The sequence below is a fragment of the Pseudoalteromonas sp. APC 3355 genome (assembly GCF_030407615.1).
Lineage (GTDB): Bacteria > Pseudomonadota > Gammaproteobacteria > Enterobacterales > Alteromonadaceae > Pseudoalteromonas > Pseudoalteromonas distincta.
This window is the reverse complement of record NZ_JASDDB010000008.1, coordinates 265485-272608: the sequence shown is the minus strand read 5'-3', so window position 1 is coordinate 272608 and position 7124 is coordinate 265485. Positions and strand designations below refer to the sequence as shown.

The window sequence follows — 7124 nt, the reverse complement described above, 5'->3', positions numbered from 1 at the left end:
TAATGCGCTAAAATACCATTGGTTAACCAATTACCTCGTACTATTTGTATAAATAAAATTTAAGCATGGCAGTACAAGATGCATTTGAAATAAGAATTTAAAAATTAAATATTTGTGAAAGCTAGCTTAAAGAACTTAAGAGGTATTTGAACTCAGTGGGAGGAATTCTTTTTTGTAGATAATTTATTAATGATATTTATACAAAAAATACCAATAAGTTTTAAATAAAGTATTAAAAATACCTAGATGGTTAATTTAATTTAGCTCATATTAGATTTTTTAGCAGAACTCGGCGTGTTTTTTTGTGGATTGAAATTAGTTTAATCTAGGGGCTGTTAAATCGCGGCGCGAGGTTTATAACCTAGCCAGCCAGGTAGCTATTCCTACGTTATGCGACTGGCTTACCTTTATGTGAAAGTATGTAAAAACAGAGCAAAGCTTCCGCGTCCTGTTCACGCCCCTTACCACATCGATTTAGGCAACAAAGAGTTACTATCTAAAGGGCAGCGCATGTTTGCTAGCACGCTTTTACAGGCATTAAAAAAGACGAGCACTTTGCAATGATCGCCTTTTTATATAACAGTCAGCTAATTACTCTTGAAAGTAAGTGCCCCAACCGTCGTATTCAACATCGCACTCAACGGCTAGTTGCGCTAGCTTATCAACGTCTTCCATAATAACGTCTACGTCTAGCTCAGCTTCAACTACAATGTCAAAGCTCCAAATTTTACTGCCATCTTCAAGTTCAAGCTCTGCTGGCTCTTCAACATCGTAGCCTAATTTAAAAGCAGCCAATGCAGCTTGCTCTAGTTTAGGGAAGTCTTCACACACAAAATGGTGTTCTACTTCATAAAGTATTTCAGGATCTGATCCATCTTCAAGTAGTGAACTTACGATGTCTTCACTTATTTCACGCCAGTTTTCCATTATTTTTCTCTCACTTGAGCATCTAATTCAGTTATTTTAGCAGCCATAATGCTATGCACGCTTTTAGCATGCTCACGCGCGCTAATTTCTTTATCAAGCGGTATAGGCGCTAACATTTCGATGTAAATTGTACCATTATCCCAACGATTTAGCTTAATGGTTTTATGTGTTGTATTCATACATACCGGAATTATGGGTACATCTGCGCTCATTGCGGTGTGAAAAGCACCTGTTTTGAACGGTAGCAACCCTCTTCCATAGCTTCGTGTGCCTTCTGGAAACATCCATACAGATAAGCCATTATTTTTAATTTTTTCGGCTGCTTTGGAGATAGTTCCTGCTGCTTTGGAGCGATTCGATCTGTCTATTAATATATTACCCGACAACCAATAAAGCTGACCGAAAAATGGGATCCACTTTAAGCTCTTTTTCCCCAAACTTACGCAGTTTTTAGGCACCATTGCAGGCACTGTAAATAAGTCGTAGCTATTTTGATGATTAGCAACATAAACTGCAGGGCCTGCATCAATTGCATCTTTATGACGTGTTAAAACTAATTTAACGCCAATCATTTTAGCCATTGAGCCAAACCAGCCCGCTATAATATGTACATTATTGGGATGAAATGGTCTTACTATCGAAAGTAATAAACCAAAAATACAACTGAATAATATAAACATCAGCATAATAAAAACGCGTATAACAGCTAGCAAATGAGTTTCTCCAAAGATCAATTATGATTATTATAGCGTTATTTTGTGACACAGACGAGTCAATAGCGCACAAGTGTACGCTGAAATATGCAAGCTCTTTATTTTAAAACAAAAACGGCCTGCAAATGCAGACCGTTTTTATTTATACAAAAAAGTAATTGGTTACTCTTCGTTAATGGCTTCTATTGGTTCATCATCTTGTGGGGTTAGCTCAACAACGGCTTCGTCAACACGCTGTAAGCCGCGCGGTAGTTTATTACCCCTACGCCCTCGCTCACCATGATAATGCTCTAAATCAGATGGTTTAAGCGTTAGTTTACGCTTACCAGCATGAAGCGTAACACTGCTTCCTTGTGGCACAACAGCAAGCACTTTTACAAACTCTTCACGGGCTTGTACTTTAGCTCCAGGAATAGAAATAATCTTATTCCCTTTACCTTTGCTAAGTTTTGGTAAGTCACGCAGCGGGAATAAAAGCATGCGACCTTCGTTAGAAATAGCCATACAGTAATCACTAGCAACATCGTTCACCCTAATAGGAGAAAGTAATATTCCACCCTTAGGGACACTTACCAGCGCTTTACCATTTTTATTTTTACTCACTAAGTCTTTAAAGTCGGTAATAAAGCCGTAACCTGCATCTGACGCCATAAGCAATACTTGCTCGTCTTCACTCATTACCACGTGCTCAAAATTAGCACCTGGTGTTAAGTTAAAACGACCTGTCATTGGTTCACCTTGGCTACGCGCCGAAGGCAGACTGTGCGCATCGGTTGCAAATGCCCGCCCTGCTGAATCTAAAAATACAGCAGGTTGATTGCTCTTACCCCGAGCCGAGGCTCTAAAGCCATCACCTGAACGGTAATTTAAGCCTTGTACATCTAAATCATGGCCTTTACCAACGCGTGCCCAGCCTTTATCAGATAGCACAACAGTGACTGACTCTGATGGAATTAAATCTTTTTCGTTAAGTGCTTTCGCTTCTGAGCGCTCAATCACTGGCGAGCGACGATCGTCACCGTACATTTCAGCGGCTTCTTGAATTTCTTTTTTCAGCAGTGTCGACATACGACGTTCTGAGCCCAAAATTTGCGCTAATTTATCACGCTCTTTGGCTAGTTCATCTTGCTCACCGCGAATTTTAAACTCTTCAAGTTTTGCTAAATGACGAAGTTTTAATTCTAAAATAGCTTCTGCTTGCGTATCAGTTAAATCAAAGCGCTCCATTAATACAGGCTTTGGTTTGTCTTCGCTGCGGATGATTTCAATCACTTCATCGATATTTAAAAAGGCTGCTAATAAACCTTCTAAAATATGCAAACGTGCTAATACTTTATCTAAACGATACTGCAAACGACGACGCACTGTTTCGCGTCTAAATGTTAGCCACTCACTTAAAATACAGCGCAAGTCTTTAACTTGCGGGCGACCATCTAGGCCTAGCATGTTTAAGTTTACGCGGTAATTTTTTTCAAGATCGGTGGTTGCAAATAAGTGCGCCATTAATGGCTCAGCTTTAATGCGGTTTGAGCGCGGAATAATTACAATACGCGTTGGATTTTCGTGATCTGACTCGTCACGTAAATCAGCAATCATAGGTAATTTTTTAGCGTTCATTTGCGCTGCAATTTGCTCAAGTACTTTACCACCTGAACATTGATGCGGCAGCGCTGTAATAACAATATCGCCATGCTCTTCGGTGTAAACCGCACGCATTTTGATAGACCCACGACCGGTTTTATATATTTTATGAATATCGGCTTTTGGGGTAATTATTTCAGCATCTGTTGGGTAATCTGGTGCATGTACAAGCTCAAGTAATTCTTCAAGCTCTGTTTTTGGTTTATCAAGTAATAAACAACATGCGCTAGCCACTTCACGTACGTTATGTGGCGGAATATCTGTTGCCATACCTACGGCGATACCCGTTATACCATTGAGTAAAATATGCGGTAAACGAGAAGGCAATACTACAGGTTCATCCATGGTGCCATCAAAGTTTGGTGTCCAATCAACGGTGCCTTGGCCAAGCTCTTTAAGCAGAACTTCAGAAAACTTAGATAAACGCGCTTCGGTATAACGCATTGCTGCAAACGATTTAGGGTCATCTGCCGCACCCCAGTTTCCTTGTCCATCTACCAAAGGGTAGCGATAAGAAAACGGCTGCGCCATTAATACCATCGCTTCGTAACAGGCACTGTCGCCGTGTGGATGGTACTTACCGAGTACGTCACCCACTGTACGGGCTGATTTTTTGTACTTAGCGTTAGCCGACAAGCCCAATTCGCTCATCGCATAAATAATACGACGCTGCACTGGTTTTAAGCCATCACCTACATGCGGTAGGGCACGGTCCATAATTACGTACATGGAATAATTTAAATAGGCGTCTTCGGTAAAACGCCCCATTGTTTGTTGCTCAATTCCTTGCATTAGCAAGGTATCTGTATCACTCATTAAAGCTTACCTAGTTTTTCTTATAGCTTACACGGTAGATTACATTGGCGTAATCATCGCTTACTAACAGACTGCCGTCACCTAATTCTGCAAATGCAACAGGGCGTCCAAATGTTGTTTCGTCTTTCATAAAGCCAGTAATAAATGGCGTATATTTAGTTACGCGACCTACTTCGATTGTTGCAAGGCCTACTTTATAGCCTGACTTTTTAGAACGGTTCCATGAGCCATGTTCAGCAACAAATAATTGTTGCTTATAACTTGCTGGAAATTGCTTACCGTTATAAAAATGAATACCTAGTGGCGCTACGTGCGCTGGAAGTGCAAGTGCTGGCGATGTGTAATCGGCAATGTTTTTACCTTCCCCAAACTCAGGGTCAATAATTGCGCCGGCATGAACATACGGAAAACCAAAATGCTCACCCTCTTGTGTTACACGATTTAACTCATCAGGCGGAATATCATCGCCCATCATGTCGCGACCGTTATCACTAAACCATAAAGCTTGAGTAGCAGGATGAAAATCAAAACCCACCGTGTTTCTAACGCCTTTAGCTATTGTTTTTATTTGTTTTGTTTCTACATTAAGGGCAAAAATACGACCAAAACGTTCATCCTCAGCACAAATATTACACGGTACACCCACCGGAATGATTAATTCTCCCGTTGGTGCAAAACGTAAAAATTTCCAACCATGATGACGCTCACTCGGTAGTTTGTTATAGACCACATCAAACTTTGGATCTTTTAATTGGGTATCAATATTTTTAAAGCGAATAATACGATGCACTTCGCCTACATATAAATCGCCATCTTTAATTGCTATGCCAGAGGGCATGTTTAAGCCTTTAGCCACAACAATTTTTTTATCTGCTACGCCGTCGCTATTGTGATCAATAAGCGCATATACGTTGCCCGCTTTACGAGAGCCAACATACACAATACCTTTTTTAGAAACAGCTATTTGACGTGCATTTTCTACATCATTTGCAAATAAACTAATTTCAAACCCAGGTGCTACGGTGAGCTTATCAAGTATATTTTTAGCCATTGCAGGAGCGCTAGTCAGCCCAAGTAACAGCAAACTTCCTAGTAATTTTTTCATTCGTCTCTCCTAGTGTTAGGCACAAGCAATTAAACGAGCGCCTTGTTACCATGATCTTCTAACCATTGACGACGATCAGGCGATCGTTTTTTAGCAAGTAGCATATCCATCATTTCCATGGTTTCTACTTCTTCATCAAGCGTAAGCTGCACTAAGCGTCGTGTATTAGGATCCATAGTGGTTTCACGAAGCTGTAACGGATTCATTTCACCCAGACCTTTGAATCGTTGTACGTTTACTTTTCCGCGTTTTTTCTCGGCTTCTATGCGCGCCAAAATTGCGGTTTTCTCTTCTTCATCTAGGGCGTAATAAACTTCTTTGCCAATATCTATTCTAAATAATGGCGGCATTGCAACATACACATGCCCTGTTTTTACTAACTCTGGAAAATGACGAACAAACAGTGCACATAACAATGTTGCGATGTGTAGTCCATCCGAGTCAGCATCGGCCAGTATACAAATCTTATTGTAACGCAGTCCCGACATATCTGTTGATTCTGGGTCAATACCCAGTGCCACTGAAATATCATGTACTTCTTGTGATGCTAGTATTTGCCCCGACTCTACTTCCCAAGTATTTAAAATTTTACCACGTAGCGGCATAATTGCCTGAAATTCACGGTCTCGCGCTTGTTTGGCAGAACCACCAGCAGAATCACCTTCCACTAAAAACAGCTCGGTTCGGTCATTATCGGCAGCACTACAATCGGTCAATTTACCTGGTAATGCAGGGCCTGCAGTAACTCGTTTACGTACGACTTTTTTAGCTGCACGCAAACGGCTTTGCGCGTTTGAAATACATAACTCAGCTAATAATTCTGCGGTATCGGTATGTTCATTTAGCCATAAACTAAACGAATCTTTTACAACCCCCGATACAAATGCGGCACATGAACGTGATGAAAGCTTTTCTTTGGTTTGCCCTGCAAATTGTGGATCTTGCATTTTAACCGACAATACGTAACTACAACGCTCCCAAATATCATCCGGTGTTAGCTTTACGCCACGAGGTAGTAAATTTCTAAACTCACAAAACTCTCGCATTGCTTCAAGCAAGCCTTGGCGCAGACCATTTACATGTGTACCACCTTGCGCAGTAGGAATTAAGTTTACGTAGCTTTCCGCTATTGATTCGCCACCTTCAGGTAGCCATACAACAGCCCAATCAGCGCCTTCAATTGAGCTTTTAAATTCACCAACAAATGGGTCTTGCGGTAATGTTTCAAACCCTTTAACGGCTTCAATTAGGTAATCTTTTAAGCCAGTTTCGTAAAACCATTCTTTGGTTTCTTTTGTTTGCTTATTAACAAACTTAATACGCAGTCCTGGGCATAAGACCGCTTTGGCTTTTAATAAATGATTAAGCTTGGTAATTGAGTAGTTTGGTGAATCAAAGTAGCTAACATCAGCCCAAAAACGAACGGTGGTACCTGTATTGCGCTTACCAACAGTACCAATTACGCTCAAATCTTCTACTTTATCGCCATTTTCAAATGCCATTCTGTATTGTTGAGCGTCGCGCCTTACGGTTACTTCTACACGTGTAGACAACGCATTTACTACAGAAATACCTACACCGTGTAAACCACCCGAAAATTGATAGTTTTTATTAGAAAACTTACCACCGGCGTGTAACTTAGTGAAGATTAGTTCAACCCCAGGGATACCTTCCTCAGGGTGAATATCAATAGGCATACCACGTCCGTCATCGCTCACTTCGAGCGAGTTATCTTCGTGGAGAATTACGTCGATACGAGTAGCGTGGCCCGCCATAGCTTCATCGACACTGTTATCGATAACCTCTTGGCCTAAATGGTTTGGGCGTACGGTATCGGTGTACATCCCTGGGCGTCGTTTTACCGGATCTAATCCATTAAGTACTTCAATGGCTTCGGCGTTATAATTTTGATCACTCATAGT

General features: G+C 41.0%; 5 protein-coding genes. All 5 read right to left on the bottom strand.

What is annotated here, in order from left to right; genetic code table 11:
• Positions 1-591 precede the first annotated feature (591 nt).
• The gene (rraB, locus tag QMA08_RS12605; protein ID WP_002961968.1) at positions 592-927 is read right to left on the bottom strand and encodes a ribonuclease E inhibitor RraB; all 336 of its coding nucleotides are present in this window, start codon (positions 925-927) and stop codon (positions 592-594) included.
• Positions 927-1640, bottom strand: coding sequence for a 1-acylglycerol-3-phosphate O-acyltransferase (locus QMA08_RS12600; protein ID WP_149603218.1), 714 nt, complete (start codon positions 1638-1640; stop codon positions 927-929). The genes rraB and QMA08_RS12600 overlap by 1 nt, the downstream gene beginning before the upstream one ends.
• 162 nt (positions 1641-1802) lie before the next feature.
• The gene (parC, locus tag QMA08_RS12595) at positions 1803-4097 is read right to left on the bottom strand and encodes a DNA topoisomerase IV subunit A (RefSeq protein ID WP_002961963.1); all 2295 of its coding nucleotides are present in this window, start codon (positions 4095-4097) and stop codon (positions 1803-1805) included.
• Positions 4098-4107: 10 nt separating this feature from the next.
• Positions 4108-5202 (bottom strand): PQQ-dependent sugar dehydrogenase, encoded by a 1095-nt coding sequence (locus tag QMA08_RS12590; protein ID WP_290174625.1) that lies wholly within the window; start codon positions 5200-5202, stop codon positions 4108-4110.
• 29 nt (positions 5203-5231) lie between these two features.
• A complete protein-coding gene (parE, locus tag QMA08_RS12585; protein WP_002961961.1) occupies positions 5232-7121 on the bottom strand; it encodes a DNA topoisomerase IV subunit B in 1890 nt (629 codons plus the stop codon).
• Between the last annotated feature and the right edge of the window lie 3 nt (positions 7122-7124).